11 protein-coding genes and 4 pseudogenes are annotated in these 15,232 nt (G+C 39.7%); 4 read left to right on the top strand and 11 right to left on the bottom strand.

From position 1 onward, the window contains the following. Window positions 1–15 precede the first annotated feature (15 nt). Window positions 16–1,083 carry an endolytic transglycosylase MltG gene (gene mltG, locus MFLO_RS05190; protein WP_149022972.1) on the bottom strand — a complete coding sequence of 356 codons (1,068 nt, stop codon included), beginning with the start codon at window positions 1,081–1,083 and terminating at the stop codon, window positions 16–18. 138 nt (window positions 1,084–1,221) lie between these two features. Then, window positions 1,222–1,371 (bottom strand): hypothetical protein, encoded by a 150-nt coding sequence (locus MFLO_RS05185; RefSeq protein ID WP_241433549.1) that lies wholly within the window; start codon window positions 1,369–1,371, stop codon window positions 1,222–1,224. A 216-nt stretch (window positions 1,372–1,587) separates the two neighbouring features. Between MFLO_RS05185 and MFLO_RS05180 the strand changes: the two are divergent. Further along, a pseudogene (locus tag MFLO_RS05180) lies at window positions 1,588–2,228 on the top strand (DedA family protein). 30 nt (window positions 2,229–2,258) lie between these two features. Here MFLO_RS05180 and MFLO_RS05175 read toward each other — a convergent pair. From MFLO_RS05175 to MFLO_RS05140, 7 genes and pseudogenes are all read right to left on the bottom strand, one after another. After that, on the bottom strand, window positions 2,259–2,588 hold the full coding sequence (locus tag MFLO_RS05175; RefSeq protein WP_036096843.1) for a DUF1292 domain-containing protein: 330 nt from the start codon (window positions 2,586–2,588) through the stop codon (window positions 2,259–2,261). A 14-nt stretch (window positions 2,589–2,602) separates the two neighbouring features. Beyond that, window positions 2,603–3,019 carry a Holliday junction resolvase RuvX gene (ruvX, locus tag MFLO_RS05170; RefSeq protein ID WP_036096842.1) on the bottom strand — a complete coding sequence of 139 codons (417 nt, stop codon included), beginning with the start codon at window positions 3,017–3,019 and terminating at the stop codon, window positions 2,603–2,605. Further along, entirely contained in the window at window positions 3,016–3,288 is a 273-nt protein-coding gene (locus tag MFLO_RS05165) for an IreB family regulatory phosphoprotein (RefSeq protein WP_036096840.1), read from the bottom strand. The genes ruvX and MFLO_RS05165 overlap by 4 nt, the downstream gene beginning before the upstream one ends. Before the next feature lie 165 nt (window positions 3,289–3,453). Continuing rightward, window positions 3,454–3,807: a hypothetical protein gene (locus MFLO_RS05160; protein ID WP_036096839.1), complete on the bottom strand. Its 354-nt coding sequence runs from the start codon at window positions 3,805–3,807 to the stop codon at window positions 3,454–3,456. A 308-nt stretch (window positions 3,808–4,115) separates the two neighbouring features. Further along, window positions 4,116–6,752 (bottom strand): alanine--tRNA ligase, encoded by a 2,637-nt coding sequence (gene alaS, locus MFLO_RS05155; protein ID WP_036096838.1) that lies wholly within the window; start codon window positions 6,750–6,752, stop codon window positions 4,116–4,118. 296 nt (window positions 6,753–7,048) lie between these two features. Next, a pseudogene (locus MFLO_RS05145) lies at window positions 7,049–7,746 on the bottom strand (ABC transporter ATP-binding protein). A gap of 6 nt (window positions 7,747–7,752) precedes the next feature. Next, window positions 7,753–9,330 (bottom strand): ABC transporter permease, encoded by a 1,578-nt coding sequence (locus MFLO_RS05140; protein ID WP_036096836.1) that lies wholly within the window; start codon window positions 9,328–9,330, stop codon window positions 7,753–7,755. A gap of 153 nt (window positions 9,331–9,483) precedes the next feature. Here MFLO_RS05140 and pieR point away from each other — a divergent pair, with 153 nt between their 5' ends. Further along, window positions 9,484–10,179 carry a two component system response regulator PieR gene (gene pieR / locus MFLO_RS05135; protein WP_036096835.1) on the top strand — a complete coding sequence of 232 codons (696 nt, stop codon included), beginning with the start codon at window positions 9,484–9,486 and terminating at the stop codon, window positions 10,177–10,179. 6 nt (window positions 10,180–10,185) lie between these two features. Further along, window positions 10,186–11,620 (top strand): annotated as a pseudogene (pieS, locus tag MFLO_RS05130) (two component system sensor histidine kinase PieS). Between the two features lie 414 nt (window positions 11,621–12,034). On the opposite strand, the gene MFLO_RS05125 reads toward pieS, so the two are convergent. Continuing rightward, entirely contained in the window at window positions 12,035–12,490 is a 456-nt protein-coding gene (locus MFLO_RS05125; RefSeq protein ID WP_036096832.1) for a hypothetical protein, read from the bottom strand. 12 nt (window positions 12,491–12,502) lie between these two features. After that, window positions 12,503–14,713 (bottom strand): GW dipeptide domain-containing protein, encoded by a 2,211-nt coding sequence (locus MFLO_RS05120; protein ID WP_036096830.1) that lies wholly within the window; start codon window positions 14,711–14,713, stop codon window positions 12,503–12,505. A 382-nt stretch (window positions 14,714–15,095) separates the two neighbouring features. On the opposite strand from MFLO_RS05120, the pseudogene MFLO_RS16300 reads away from it, so the two are divergent. Next, window positions 15,096–15,232, top strand: a pseudogene (locus MFLO_RS16300) (IS5/IS1182 family transposase); the annotation flags it as partial.

Genomic DNA, 15,232 nt, shown 5'->3' with positions numbered 1-15,232 from the left:
CCTTTCACTCCAACATTAATTGCCAGTAATATGTTCTGCTTTCAAGCGGTTATGCTCTTCAAGCGTTTTCGAGAAGTATACCTTACCCGTTTTCGTGTTTGCAAGGAAATACAAGTAATCTGTCGTTTCCGGATAAAGGGCAGCTTCTAGCGACGTCTTACCGCTGTTCGCAATCGGTCCAGGCGGAAGCCCGTTATTGCGATACGTATTATACGGTGAATCTACTTTTAAATCTTTATAAAGCGTCCGGTCTTTATGTTTTCCAAGCGCATAAAGCACCGTTGGATCAGTTTGTAACCTCATATTTTCTTTCAGACGATTATAAAATACACTTGCGATTGTCTTGCGGTCGACATTTGCCGTCGCTTCTTTTTCAATCAGAGATGACATCGTCAGAAATTCATGAACCGTTTTGTTTTGCTTTTTCAGTTCATCACGATACGGTACGAGATTGAGCTGCGTAGCGCGAACCATTTCTTCAAGGATGGAATCAATTTTCGGATTAGATTCCTTAAACTCATATGTGGCCGGGTAAAGATAACCTTCGAGCGGGTGCTTAATCGATTTGTTAAGAACCGCTTCTGTTACAGTGTCAGGGTATTTTTTGATCATTTTTTTCACAAAATCTGCGTCGTCCATTGCTTTAAGAACAGACTTTTTCGTTAACGTAGGAACATATTGCACAATTCGCTCTGCAATTTGGTCGAGCGAATAACCTTCTGGAATAACCAGCTTCTCAGGTGCAACCGTTTTTCCTTCTTTCAAAACCTTTACGATTTTGTCCGTATCCATTGACGGGCTAAGCTCATAACGCCCTGCTTTTAAGTTCGTCTCATTGGTGTACTTGACGTAATAAGAAAACAGCGTCGCACTGTTAATCACCTTTTCATCTTCTAAAATCGAACCGATCGACTTTACATTTGAACCGGCAGGAATTTCAACCATAATTTTTTGTTTGCTATCAGGGCTTTTCGCTTCTAGTTGTTTTTTGACATAAAAATAACCTGAAAAGGTAGCAACAACAAGCAGAAGCACGATAACTCCAATGATGATTGTGATCGTTTTGCCTTTTGACCTCGCCAAGAGCATTCCCTCATTTCTATTCTTTATCTCAATCATTATACCGACTTTTTCGGCGGCTGACTATCACTTTTTACAATTTCCAGCAAACGATGTGAAAAATTCTGAAAGAGTCACCTCTTTCAGAACATTTCAACGTTATTATTCGCCAGCTTCGATTGATTCAACCGATTCAATGTTACGCTTATACAGCCGAACAGAACGTCCCGCATCATCATCAATTAAGAAGGTTCCTTCTCCCGTTGGAACAAGCGCTTCCGAAATTGCTTTTTTTCTGTGTTTCGCTTTCAACTGTCTTACTGTACGACCTGCCGCTTGCCATATGTACCTTCACTACAAATTTTTCCATGTTGAACCCTCTTTCTTTCAATTTAGAATAATACTTTATTAATAGTATCAAACATTATCGTATTCGTCATCTGAAAATGATATCACGCTTCTTTTCAACTGATCTATGCTATAATGATACAGTTAATTATTACTTGAACGAATTAAAGGAGTCTTACTATGCTGCACACACTCATTCAAAGCCTGCAGGATTTTGTGATGTTCTTGATCGACACGCTTGGCCATTTTGGCATTTTTCTTGCGATGCTGATCGAAAGCGTCTGTATCCCGCTCCCAAGTGAAGTCATCATGCTATTCGGCGGATTTATGGCCGAAGCTGGGAAACTAAATTTTTGGCTCGTTGTCATTGCCGGTATTCTCGGTAACCTTGTCGGCTCGCTGATCGCCTACTACATTGGAAAAAAAAGGCGGTCGCGCACTCGTGCTACGCTTTGGGAAATATATTTTTTTAAAATGTGAAACATCTCGATCAAGCCGAGCATTGGTTTAACCGCTACGGAGCATCTGCTGTGTTCTTTGGCCGTGTTCTTCCCGTAATCCGCACATTTATCTCGCTTCCAGCAGGGATTGCGAAAATGAATCTCTCAAAGTTCACGATTTACACGATTCTCGGCTGTATTCCGTGGAATATCTTTCTCACTTGGCTCGGTTTCACATTAGGCTCAAACTGGTCGGTTGTTGAAAAATATACTCGCCCGATTAGCTATACGATACTCGCGCTCCTTGTTGTGTTTATCATCTGGCTAGCCTACAAGATTTGGAACAAACGCGCGCGGAAAGAAAGCAAAAAAGACATGTAGCTAATGAATGCCGCATGTCTTTTTTAAAATTTATTCCTCGTCTTCGTCCGCCAAGAACGTAGCAAGAAGCTCTTCGATCATATCCCATTCCTCGTCAGTTTCAACGGGTTTAAGCTGACCTTGGCTCCCTTCTTCGTCTTGCACATAAGAAGAAGCTAAAATCTCAATTTCATCATCCTCAGATGCATCTGCTGGGAAGTAAAGTACATAAGATTTTTCAAACTCATCGGAATCAAAGTCAAATAAGATTTCATATTTTTCTTCTTTTCCATCTTCATTTGTAATCCAAATATATTTTTCTTCTTCGCCATGCGCATGATCGTGATCATGATTGTGGTCGTGTGTATGGTTTTCCGCCATTCTTTTCACCTCTTCTAATTATTTGCATCCAAGTAGGATTGTAAAATCATTACAGCTGCAAGCTTATCAATGACGAGCTTGCGTTTTTTGCGGCTTACATCTGCTTCAAGAAGCGTCCGTTCCGCGGCTTGTGTCGTGAGCCGTTCGTCCCATAATACAACTGGAATCCCAGTACGCGCTTCAAGAACTTCTGCATACTTCTTTGAGCTTTCAGCACGCGGTCCAATCGTATTATTCATGTTCTTCGGCAGTCCGACAACCACTTTTTCGACTTCATGCAAATCAATCAATTCTTTGACGCGATTATAGCCGAATTGCTTGGCTTCTTCATTTATCGAAATGATTTCAATACCTTGGGCAGTCCAACCGAGTGCATCGCTAATCGCAACGCCTACCGTCTTCGACCCCACATCTAACCCCATAATCTTCATTTGTCACCAATTTCATTGTTTTTAAGATAAGCTCGGACAAGTTCTTCAATAATTTCGTCACGTTCTAGGCGGCGAATTAAATTACGAGCATCTTGATGACGCGGAATATAAGCTGGATCGCCAGAAAGCAGATAACCAACGATTTGATTAACTGGGTTATAACCTTTTTCTTGAAGCGCCAGATAGACTTGCTTCATGATTTTTCGAACATCTTCCTCAATCGAATCATCACCAAAATTGTAAAACATTGTTTGATCTTTTGTACCCATAACGAATCAACACCTCAATTCCTTCGCTTTCCAATCTATTTTACACTAAACCAACCAGATTGACAAAGGAATGCTCAACTCTTAACCAAATTTTAATATTTCTTGGAAAAGAACGATAGATCCTTCTGCTAAACTTATTCATCCATATTTTTCGTTTGATTCTTCTCATTTTTTTTCCCAGTTGCTTGCCTGTTCAAGCCAGTGATCTTCTTCTTGCTCGAGTTCAATTTGCCTTTCAGCATAAAATTGAACTTTTTCCTCTGTTTGTGCAATCAATTCTCCGATTTGACATCTGATAATCGCCATATCTTCTTGAAAATAGCCTTCCATGCCTAGCATAGCTTCAATACTTGAAAGCTCATTAGCAGAAAATGACAAATTATCGTCTCTTAAACGCGTTAAAATTCGCAGTTGTTTTTCAGCGCTTTTCCCAAAATCAGCAACCACTTCCTGCTCAAGGCGATTTTTTTGAAGCTGGAAAAGCCATTCCTCTTCTTTACTCCGGTTATTTTTTTCCACGAACATAGCCCCCATTTCCCTTTGCGTCAAAATTGTCTGCTTGAGGTAAATCTTCTAAACACTTGATTTATTTTCAAAATGTATTGCTCTTTTCTATGCCAACTCAATTGCTTAATCCCGTTTCGCTTCCATTCAAAAGATCTTGAAAAATCATTTTATCAAGATTTTTCTTAAATAAAAACAGCTTTCCTAAATAAATCTTCGTCCGTTAAAATATAGCACAGATTTTAAAGAAGTACGAGCCAGTTCACCACCTCACTATAAAAAACGCTCAAAATCGCGCTAACGATCTCAAGCGTTTTTCCCCTTTATCCTTGCAAACCTTGAATAATACTTGGAACAGCAGCCAGAGCTTTTTCCAGTTCAGCAGGATTCTTCCCACCCGCTTGAGCCATGTCTGGTTTACCGCCTCCGTTTCCGCCAGTAAGCTGAGCAACCTCTTTGATGATTTTTCCAGCATGAAGCCCGTCTGCGATTGCCTCTTTTGAAACCGCAGCGATCAGATTCACTTTTTCGCCGGAAACTGCACCAAGCACTAGGACGCCCCCGATATTTTTATCCTTCCAGTTATCCGCAAACTGCCGCAGCGCAGCCATATCTTTCGCGTTGACCTGCTTCGCAATCACGTTCACACCGCCAACATCCGCTCCGCTCGCAAAAATATCTGCACTTGCTGCACTTGCAAGTTTTGCCTGCAGCGATTCATTTTCGCGACGAACCTCACGCATTTCGCCTTGAAGCTGTTCAATTTTGGTAAGAACCTCAGCCGAATTTGTCTTGAACAGCCGTGCTGCTGCTTCTAATTCTGTTTGCGCTTCCGTTACAAAGTGATATGCTGCTTCACCCGTCACAGCTTCAATCCGGCGCGTACCCGCGCCGATTCCTGTTTCACTTTGAATCTTAAACAGCCCGATTTCCGACGTATTCTTCACGTGGACACCGCCGCAAAGCTCGATACTGTAGTCGCCGATTTGAACGACACGAACAATATCGCCGTATTTTTCGCCGAATAGCGCCATTGCGCCAAGTGCTTTAGCTTCTGCAATCGGCATTTCATTGATACCAACCTCGATTTGCTCCCAGATTTTCTCGTTAACAATCGTTTCCATTCGTGAAAGCTCCTCGTCGGTAATTTGCCCAAAATGAGAGAAGTCAAAACGCAAACGATCTGGGGCAACAAGTGAACCCGCCTGATTCACATGCTCGCCGAGAACATCCTTTAAGGCACGATGAAGTAAATGCGTTGCCGTATGGTTTTTCACCGTTTTTTTACGCTCAACAGCATTAACAGTAAGCTTCACACGATCTCCCGTTTTTAAGACACCTTCTTCAACGACAATCCGGTGAATGTTTTGTTTGTTAGGTGCTTTTTGAACATCCTTAACAAACGCTAGCCCTGTTTCGCTTTGGACAGTTCCGTGATCGGCTACTTGACCGCCACTTTCTGCATAAAATGGTGTTTCCTTGAAAATAACTTGTACTTCATTACCTTGTTTCGCTTCATCTAGTAGCTGATCATCTTGAATCAAATATAAAATCTCCGAAGCATGTGTGGTTGTTTCATAACCGACAAACACACTTTTGTCCTTCAAGTTTTGCAATAATTCGCCTTGTACTTGCATCGACTGAACTTCAGCACGTGCTTTACGAGCCCGATCGCGTTGTGCTTCCATTTCCGTTTCAAACCCAGCATGATCAACCGAAAGCGCGTGGTCAAGAGCATACTCTTCCGTTAGTTCAACAGGGAATCCGTAAGTATCATATAATTTGAAAATATCTTTCCCGGCAATCGTTTGATCTCCATTTTTTGCTTCTTCAATTAATCCTTCCAAAATCGCAAGCCCTTCATTAAGCGTTTCGTGGAAGCGTTCTTCTTCCGTACGAATCACTTTTTCAATAAAGTCCTGCTGATTTTCAACTTCCTTATAAAATGAGTTCATGATTCTTCCAACCGTCGGAACAAGTTTGTACATAAACGGCTCATTAATTCCAAGAACTTTAGCATAGCGAACCGCGCGGCGCAGTAAGCGGCGCAGTACGTATCCGCGACCTTCATTTGACGGAAGTGCCCCGTCCCCAATCGCAAACGCAACCGTACGAATATGATCTGCAATTACTTTAAATGCTGTATCCTTTTCATCTGAAACCCCGTATTTTTCACCGGAAATCCCTTCTACGTCACGAATAATCGGCATAAATAAATCCGTTTCAAAGTTTGTCGGTGCATTCTGAATGATTGAGACCATCCGCTCAAGTCCCATCCCGGTATCAATGTTTTGCTTTGGAAGCGGCGTATAAGTCCCATCCGGATTGTGATTGAACTGTGAAAATACTAAGTTCCAAATTTCAAGATAGCGTTCATTTTCCCCGCCTGGATAGAGTTCTGGATCATTTGGGTCATTTCCGAATGCTTCTCCGCGGTCATAGAAGATTTCACTATCCGGACCGCATGGACCGCCGCCGATGTCCCAGAAATTATCTTCAATTTCGATAATCCGATCATCCGTTAAGCCGATTTTTTCTTTCCATAGTTGCTTCGCTTCATCATCTTCCGGATAGACAGTCACATACAATTTATCTGGATCAAAGCCGATCCATTTTGGACTTGTTAAGAATTCCCACGCATAAACAATGGCGCCTTCTTTAAAATAATCTCCGATTGAAAAGTTGCCGAGCATCTCAAAAAACGTATGATGTCGTGCTGTTTTTCCGACGTTTTCAATGTCATTTGTCCGGATTGATTTTTGCGCATTTACAAGTCGCGGATTATCCGGAATTACTGAACCATCAAAGTATTTTTTCATGGTTGCTACGCCGCTGTTAATCCATAATAGCGTCGGATCGTTCACGGGAACTAGCGAAGCGCTCGGCTCCACCGTATGGCCTTTTTCTTTAAAGAAATCTAGAAACATTTGTCTTACTTCACTGCTTGATAGTGTTTTCATTCTGTTTTTCCCCTCCTCCAAAAAAATAAAAAAAAGCCCTGCCTTGTTGCTCACAGGGACGAATTTTCGCGGTACCACCCTGTTTGCAACAATACAAGACTTGTATCATTACCTCTTCATATGCCTTTAACGCAGGCCTGCGATTTTTTTTAACGTGAGAGAGCAATTATAAAAGGCGCTTGCTTTTCTTCCAGCCAAGGAAAAGCTCTCTTTTGAAGCCGCTCGTTCATAATCATATTCTCACAAAAATGCGATATCAGTTATACATCAAATTATAGAGAAGCTCGCTTTCGTTGTCAACTGTTAATTACGAGTGTATCTTTTTGCACATTGGATGAAAATGAGCCATTTTTAAGCGTCAGTTTGACATCAGAAACCCTTGAAATTTCCGGATCATGCGTTACCATGATGATCGTTTTGCCGTCAACATGGGCAAGATCTTGAAACAGTTTGACAATTTCTTTACTTGTGCGTTCATCTAGATTCCCAGTTGGTTCATCAGCCACAATCAAATTCGTTTCAGTGCTGAGTGCTCGGGCAATCGAAACCCGTTGCTGCTGTCCGCCGCTAAGTGTTAAGACTTTCTGACGCGCTTTTTTTTTCATCAATCCCGACTTTTTCGAGCATCGAAAGCGCAAAATCTTTTTTTATTCGGATGCGACACTTTTGTGATTTCCATAGCTGTCATCACATTTTGAAGTGCCGTCATATAAGTTAAGAGGTTATAACTTTGAAAAACAACGGAGACAAATTTGTTGCGGTAATTGGACAATCCAATCTGCTCCAGTGAACTTCCCTCATAAAAAATTCCTCCTGATTTAGGACGATCAAGTCCTGCTGCGAGCGATAAAAAGGTCGTCTTTCCTGAACCTGAACTGCCCACGACTGTATAAAATGTTTCTTCTTCAAACGAATAATTGATATTTTCGAGAATTGATTCTTCTTTCGTTTTATACCAGTATCCGACATCTTCAAATGTTAATATTTTTTTCATCGCAGATCACTCCTGTTTCGTCAGTATCGTTTTGGGATTCATACGCAAAATCGTGATTCCAGGTAGAACAACCGAGATAAAGGCAATGACAAAGCCGATTCCTGCCATTTTCGCAAGTTCTTTCGGCGTGACTTGAATGTTTAGTTCTTTGATCTCTTCTTGGTTTTGTGTTAAGTTTTGCAGCGTTTGACTAGCATTTCCAAACGGTCCGCCGCCTCCGTTTCCGCCTGGTCCACCGCTTTGACGTCCTTGCGAAGAAGAACTGTTCGACGTGGCTGTTTCAGCACTTGCATTTTGCTGTTCGAGTAGTTGATTGCCGGCCACTTGTGCTACAAACGGACTTGCAAGACCCGCAACTACAAAGGAAATTAGAGCCACGATGAAGATTTCAACGAAAAATTGACCAAGCAATTTCGTTTTCTTTTCACCGATTGAAAGCAGAACACCCATTTCGTATTTGCGTTCCCGAATTTGCATCATCACTAGAAGCGCTAAAATCAAAATTCCTGCGATCGACACGATATATACGACATTTTTCGAAAATGATGCTACATTTTCAATTGGACCAACCATTTGTTTATACAGCGTGTCATTTGCATCCAGTTTAAATTCGTCCCAGTCGACCGTTTTCACTTTTTTAGCTACTGCTTCAAAACTTGAAATGTTAGCTGCGTCATCCATCGTATAAACAGCCGAATCAACCGTATCCGTGTAGTCGGAGCCTTTTAGTGTATTCGCGGCTGTGTATGGAACATAAATTTTATTGTACGGATTAAGGAATGAGAAGTTATTCGCCATGTCGTTACTTGTCCCCGTATCCCTTGCTTTGTAAATCCCAACGATTTTAAGTGCTACTGTTGTTGCTTCGTCGCTCGACTGAATTTCAATTGTATCGCCGACTTTCCATTCATTTTGCTCTGCAAGTGTTTCCTCAACGATTACCACTTTTTTGCCCACATCGCTTGCTGTAATCGCGCGTCCACTTGTAATTTTCGCTGCCGAGTCTCCTGTAAAATCAGTAGAAGTTGCCGAGTTGAGTACACCGCTCACACTGAGATCAGCTTGTACCATTTGCGGTCTGTTCCCGTCATCCACCGATCCGCCGCCGGGCATTGCTTCATTTGCCGAACTCGAGCTGTCGCTTGTTGATGTATTGCTACTTTCATCCGATTGCGAAGTATCACCGCTCGATTTGACAGGCTCGAAGTTCTTCGCGAGTGCTTGTGTACTTGAATAAAAATTATAGCTGTCGACGTGATCGAGCTTAGCTAGGCTCTCTGCTGCTGAAAGTTTGACCGGTGTTGTACGAAAAGACGGCCGTGTTTTTTCAGTAGACGAACTCGATTCACTCGAAGAATTTGAATTTTCTTGTTGAGCCGCCTGCATTTGTTTTTCACGATCATAGCTTAGCGTGACGGTTCCGCCAAGTTCTTTTCTTGCGAGCTCGCTTGCTTTATTTGCGGCTGATTGTATCGTAAATCCTGATAGAACAAGTACTGAAACGATCGTAAAGATAATAAAAAGTAAAATTGACCGCCCGAGCCTTGCTTTTATACTCCAAAAAGCACGTTTGATAAAGTTCATGTATGATTCCTCCATTCTCGGTTACAAAACCCATCTTAAAAGGAATTCATGAATAAATAATGAACAAACTGTGTTAACATTTTTAAACTTATTATAAAGACTTGCGAAAACGGTTTTTTTAAGCTACTTTTAAAGAGTGAGGTGGGGATAATCATGAAACTCTTAATGATCGAAGACAACGAAAGTGTGACACAAATGATGGAACTTTTCTTTTTAAAAGAGCAAATTGAAGCGACATTTATTCATGATGGCAAAGAAGGCTATGAACGCTTCCTAAAAGAAGATTTTGATCTCTTAATTATTGATTTAATGTTGCCATCGATGGATGGAATGACCATTTGCCGAAAGGTTCGTGAAATCAGCCAAGTACCAATTATCATTTTGACAGCCAAAGAATCGGAATCTGATCAAGTTCTCGGGCTTGACATGGGGGCAGATGATTATGTGACAAAACCATTTAGTCCGCTCGCTTTAATCGCACGGATTAAAGCTGTATCACGACGTGGAAAAAACCAATCAGGCGACACTGATGATCCAGCAGAAAAAGATTTGCTGAAAACCACATATTTTACAGTAAACAAGTCAACCCGCGAAATATTTTATGAAGGAAAACCCCTTGAAGCATTGACGCCAAAAGAGTTTGATCTTGTGTGCTTTTTGATGGAGCACCCGCGCCAAGTCTTTTCACGCGAGCAACTTTTGGAACGTGTTTGGGGTTATCAGTTTTACGGTGATGAACGCACTGTAGATGTTCATATTAAACGGCTACGGAAAAAGCTTGCCACTGATGAACATCTTTTTCTTCATACGATTTGGGGTGTCGGCTATAAATTTGACGAAACGGAATGATGCGCTGTGAAGTTTAAATATCTTTACCAGCTTTTTTTAACCCAGTTTATTATTTTACTGGTGACTTGTCTGTTGATTGGACTGCTTGTTTCTCAGTTTTTAAAAAACTACTTCTATGAATCGCAAGTAGAGGTACTCACTAATTACGGCGAGAAAATCAGTGCTGAGTTAAAGCACGCGGCCGGTGATCAGACGCTTTCGACACTTGAAGCTTATCAGCGCGTTTTAGATGTAAATGACATTCGTTATACCCTTTTAAACGAAAGCAATGAAACGCTATTCCCGGCCTCAAGCCGTCCGCTTCCGCCTGATTTTAAAATCTCAGAAAGCGATACGAAAAAACTGAAGAACGGAAAAACCGTAACCATCAAAGTGGACAACAGGTTTAACCAAGAAATGTCTGTTGTTTACGTCCCACTGATGAACGGTGACACCTACCTCGGTTCAATCATTTTAAACTCGCCGATCAGCGGCACTGAAAAAGTAATCGATGCGATTAACCGCTACATGTTCTTTACGATTCTGCTTTCCATTGCGATTGCGTTGATTCTAAGCGCTATTCTCGCAAAACTGCAAGTCAATCGGATTAATCGTCTACGTGACGCAACGAAACGCGTTATCGCTGGTGACTATGAAACACGCCTAAGAGAAAATAATTGGGATGAAATCGGCGAACTTGCCTCCGACTTTAATCAAATGACAAAAACTCTTTCTGCCTCACGTGAAGAAGTAGAACGGCAAGAAAAAAGGCGGCGTCAATTCATTGCGGATGTTTCGCATGAAATGCGCACACCGCTAACAACGATTTCCGGTTTAACCGAAGGACTTGTCAATGATGTGATTCCTGAAAGTGAAACAAAACGAGTTATTCATTTGATTGATAAAGAATCACGGCGCTTAACGAAACTTGTCAATGAAAACTTGGATTATGAACGTATTCGATCTAATAAAATTAAGCTGTATAAAACACGTTTTTCGGTCAAGTCGATTGCTGAACTGCTCATGGAACAGCTTGAACCGCTTGCTAATGCAAAAAAAAGACGAGCTGCGGATTGATGTCGAACGCGATTTAACCGTTTATGCTGATTATGACCGATTGACACAAGTGTTGATTAATATTCTTAAGAACAGTATTCAATTTACAGAAAACGGAACGATTACTTTGCGAGGAAAAAGTGATTACAAGGAAACCATCATCGAGATTGAAGATACGGGAATTGGGATGGACCCGAAAGAACTTGAACAGATTTGGGACCGGTTCTACAAGGCCGATCTATCGCGCACAAGTACCCGCTACGGCGAATCTGGGATTGGACTTTCGATTGTTGAACAGCTTGTAAAAGCACATGGCGGCTCTATTTCCGTTTCAAGCGCGCCAAGTAAAGGGTCAACCTTTGAAATTCGACTACCGAACTTTGCCGACCCTGATCAAGATGAATAATGCGACTAAACGGAAACGACAATCCCGGAATGAAAAAACGGGATTGTCGTTTTTGACTGCACTTTCGGAATACATTCTTTCTAATTTCCATATTATTGTGCCGTAACTTAAACAAACTAGATATACCGGTCATAGATTAGTTTGTCGGAGTCTATGGACAATATATCGATAATTTTTGGGTGAAATGAAAAGAAAAAAGTTCTCATTGTTTTTTCGATTTCCTACTCCTTTTTAAATCTCAACAGATAAACTACTCTTAATAAATGAAAAGCATCTACTTTTTGGCCAGGTCAAATGCCACATAACATTGACAAACCACACCCAGTGATGACTAGGTCCATAGCTTATACTCCTCCTATTGGCACTAAAAAGCAGACTGATTTTAGACAGCCTGCTTTTTAGATCATTAACAAGTCAAAATAAAGGTTTCACAAATAATCGTTTTTTCCATTGAAGCTTGATCTTCTCTGAAATCTTCTTCCCATCTTTTTCCCACATAATTTTATAATAAGTAGATTGCTTTAGTTCTGTTTTTTGGGGAGGATTATAATAAGTTTCACTATCAGTCAAAGTTTTTCCATCAAAATTTCCCTCTCCCTTTTTTAACATATCCCCATCAAATAACGGATAAGTTTCCCCTCCAACGATTTGTTCAATCTTGATTAGCTTTACGTCTCCAATTTTTTTCCATTTTATAGTTCCAGTCCAAGGAAATTTTTCTGAATCCGCTTCATCCCCTTTTCTTGGTTCATATTTAATTTTCCAATTTGAGCTTTGCCCTTCAATGATTGGCGGTTGAAGATAAGAAAAAATCATAAAACCTCCCATAATCAATATGGCTATGCTTAAAAATAAATATCTTTTTTTCATATTCTTCTCCTCTTAAAATCTAATAACTCTTATGGAGGCTCCCTTCATTGCTTTTTGTTGCATAATATCTCGGATACTTCTATTAAAGTAACTAGATGTATGGCTTGCTAACCTCAGTGTTCCTCCGCTTTTGCTAACTGCAAGAGTAGAGTGGAAGTATCTTCCAGCACCTTTTTTCCTAAATTGAATTACATCTCCTGGCCTTGCATAAGATATAGCTGAATTTACATTTGTAAATGAACGAACAGGCTGTTTTCCTGACCAGTAACTTGCAAAATCAGATACATTTATCCACGGTGTTGAAACTTGAATGGTTTTATATGTGTAGTAAGTTTTTATATACACGTGTTGACTATACCAGTATTTCGTTGTGCTGTATATTCTACAAGGAACAGGACGCAAAACCTTTTCTGGCTTTCCACCATTATAAATACATTGAGAAACAAAGTTCGTACAATCAGAACCGAATCTTCTGTAGTTTTGATTATATTGCTTATACCATTTTTTTGCATAAGCTATGGCTCTATTTCGATTATAGCCTTTTCTCATTAACTCATCTTCGCTGACCTCTAGATCATTATTCTCGATTTCTTCTTCAACTGCTTTTCCAATTACTTCTCCAATAGTTTTATCTTTTTCTTCATTTAATGGTGATAAAGATGGATTAACTTTTACTGCAGCCTCACTATAATCTATAATCTCATGGTCAACTGATCTAGCAATCGGGTCTAAATCAGCTGCAAATGAACTTGTATGATCTTCTTTATTTGTTACTTCTTCAATCTCTAAATTAACATCGAGATCAGCAGATTCCTCTTCTTGCTCACTTGTTGCATCTGCGAGTTCTGGATACACTTCTTTTTCATTGCAAGCATTAATATATTCACTTAGATAGGCACTTATCACCTCATAGTCCTCTCTTAAAGCTAGATCTTCATCCTTATCTTCTTCCAATTGTTCAAATGCAAACTCAACAAATTTATCTGTATTAATTTCCATTCCATTATGATTCATCTCTAGATATTTTAGCAAAGCATTTTCTATGGAGGTCACAGTCGACTGCTCATTCAAAAAATCGGTGAGATATTTGCTCTCAATCCATCCTAAATCTTTTCCGTCTATATTAATATATGAAAGATTAAATTTTTTCCCAGTTGAAGTAACAGTTAATGTCCTTTCTTTCAAAACATGTACCGTTTTAGAAACATAGGCTGATGAATCAAAATTCGTTCCAGTCCCATTAATAACATTGACATCATCACCCAGAATATCATTACTTCCTTTTTTAGATAAAATCTTTGTTGATGAAACTTCTTTATCTACTACTATATAAGGAATATTTTGTTTAACCGCACGTTTATTCACCCAACCAAATTCCTTATATGTAGAGCCCTCAAAAGACCATAACCATAGCCAGGTTTCATTTTGGCTAGTAACCACCTCTCTTCTAATTTGAAAAGTAGCGTTTAAATACCCTTTCGTACTACTTAACAGCGATGAATTAGGCGTGTTATCTGGTCCATTCTTATGTATTTGATACTGATCCGAATTAATAGTTGCCATATAGTTGACATCTTTTTGATTCATAATTTTTTGATAATCTTTTCCTTGTTCAACCACATTCTTATCTACCCAGCCTATTTCTTTTCCATCTAAACCTTTAAAATGAACCCAAGTTCTTTCATTATCCGTCACTACTTCCTTCACCGCATGCCATTCTTTTCCGATATAAGTGGACGAATGAGTAAGCAAGGAAGCATTTGGCGTATTATGTGGGCCATTCTTAAATACATTGTAAAGAATCTCCGTACGTTTTATCATCATGGCATAGTTGACATCCTTAGATGAAGTAATCACTCGAAAATCCGCTCCCTGTTTGATAGCTCTTTTATCTATCCATCCTATTTCATTTCCTTCTAAATCTTGAAAGTTAATCCATGTTCGACCATCGTCTACGAGCTTTTCTTTAACTGCCTGCAAAGGTTTCCCTACATAGGTAATAGAGTTCACCAATTTTGTTGACCCAGACGTGTTATATGGTCCATCTTTAAAAATATTATAAGTTATATCGGTTTTTATTATCTCCATACTATAGTGGACATCACTCTCAGAAATTATTTGACTATATGTCGCATTTCCTTTCTGAGGAATACTCGCCAATACGATGACAAGAACAAATAATCCAATAATTCCCTTTTGTAATAAATTCGCTATCTTTTTCATATCGTTGCTCCCTTCTTGTTCTGTTAATCTAAATATCACAAATGAATTATATCACGTAATTCATTTGCAATATATACATATTTACTAATTATTTGATAATTGTATTTTATTTATCAACTAACCATCTCTACAGATTAAATATCTTAACTTCTCTTAAAATGATATTTGGGCTTGATATTTTATTTCAGACTATATTATAGACAAAAAACAAGCTTTTTTGATCTTTAAATCCTGTATATTCTTTGGTTGGCAAGAAAAAGTCTAGAAGTTATAACTTCTAGACTCAGACTGTAGACAAAGTAGTGAAAAAACTTTTGTTTACAGTCTTTTTTTTGATTATACTAAGGAGAGAACTAGACATAAAAAACAAGAGGTGAAGAACATGTTATCCAAACATCAAGACGATATTCGCCACCAAATGGTGGCCATCTCCATGGATGATTTAGTGCCAGAAGACCATTTAGTTCGAAAAGTGGATGCGGTGATTGATTTTGATTTTATCTATTCCCTTGTCGAACA

The organism is Listeria floridensis FSL S10-1187, assembly GCF_000525875.1.
Lineage (GTDB): Bacteria > Bacillota > Bacilli > Lactobacillales > Listeriaceae > Listeria > Listeria floridensis.
The sequence above is the reverse complement of the archived record's forward strand: the minus strand, read 5'-3'. Positions and strand labels throughout refer to the sequence as shown.

What these genes read in the sequence shown, in the direction of transcription:
- MFLO_RS05175 (WP_036096843.1), bottom strand. Translation starts at nt 2,588, where the DNA reads ATGGCGGAAAACCATACACACGACCACAATCATGATCACGATCATGCG.
- ruvX (WP_036096842.1), bottom strand. Translation starts at nt 3,019, where the DNA reads ATGAAGATTATGGGGTTAGATGTGGGGTCGAAGACGGTAGGCGTTGCG.
- MFLO_RS05165 (WP_036096840.1), bottom strand. Translation starts at nt 3,288, where the DNA reads ATGGGTACAAAAGATCAAACAATGTTTTACAATTTTGGTGATGATTCG.
- alaS (WP_036096838.1), bottom strand. Translation starts at nt 6,752, where the DNA reads ATGAAAACACTATCAAGCAGTGAAGTAAGACAAATGTTTCTAGATTTC.
- MFLO_RS05140 (WP_036096836.1), bottom strand. Translation starts at nt 9,330, where the DNA reads ATGAACTTTATCAAACGTGCTTTTTGGAGTATAAAAGCAAGGCTCGGG.
- pieR (WP_036096835.1), top strand. Translation starts at nt 9,484, where the DNA reads ATGAAACTCTTAATGATCGAAGACAACGAAAGTGTGACACAAATGATG.
- MFLO_RS05125 (WP_036096832.1), bottom strand. Translation starts at nt 12,490, where the DNA reads ATGAAAAAAAGATATTTATTTTTAAGCATAGCCATATTGATTATGGGA.
- MFLO_RS05120 (WP_036096830.1), bottom strand. Translation starts at nt 14,713, where the DNA reads ATGAAAAAGATAGCGAATTTATTACAAAAGGGAATTATTGGATTATTT.